The organism is Bradyrhizobium sp. Crot121 (genome assembly GCF_059512385.1).
This window is the reverse complement of record NZ_JCAMOR010000595.1, coordinates 1-220: the sequence shown is the minus strand read 5'-3', so window position 1 is coordinate 220 and position 220 is coordinate 1. Positions and strand designations below refer to the sequence as shown.

The 220-nt window shown below is 63.6% G+C and carries 1 pseudogene; it reads right to left on the bottom strand.

Annotation, left to right across the window (positions count from 1 at the left end):
• Positions 1–220 (bottom strand): annotated as a pseudogene (locus AC5ZGW_RS48025) (DDE-type integrase/transposase/recombinase); the annotation flags it as partial.

Below are 220 nucleotides of genomic sequence, written 5' to 3'. Positions count from 1 at the left end.
CCACAGCCGCTCGATGAAGACGTTGTCCATCCAACGACCGCGGCCATCCATGGAGATCTTGATCCCTGCGCCCGCCAACACGCCGGTGAAGGCCGCACTGGTGAACTGGCTGCCCTGGTCGGTTGAAAATCTCCGGCGTGCCGTACTTCGCCAGCGCCTCTTCCAGCGCCGCCACGCAGAACGAGACGTCCATCGTGTTCGACAACCGCCACGCCAGAAC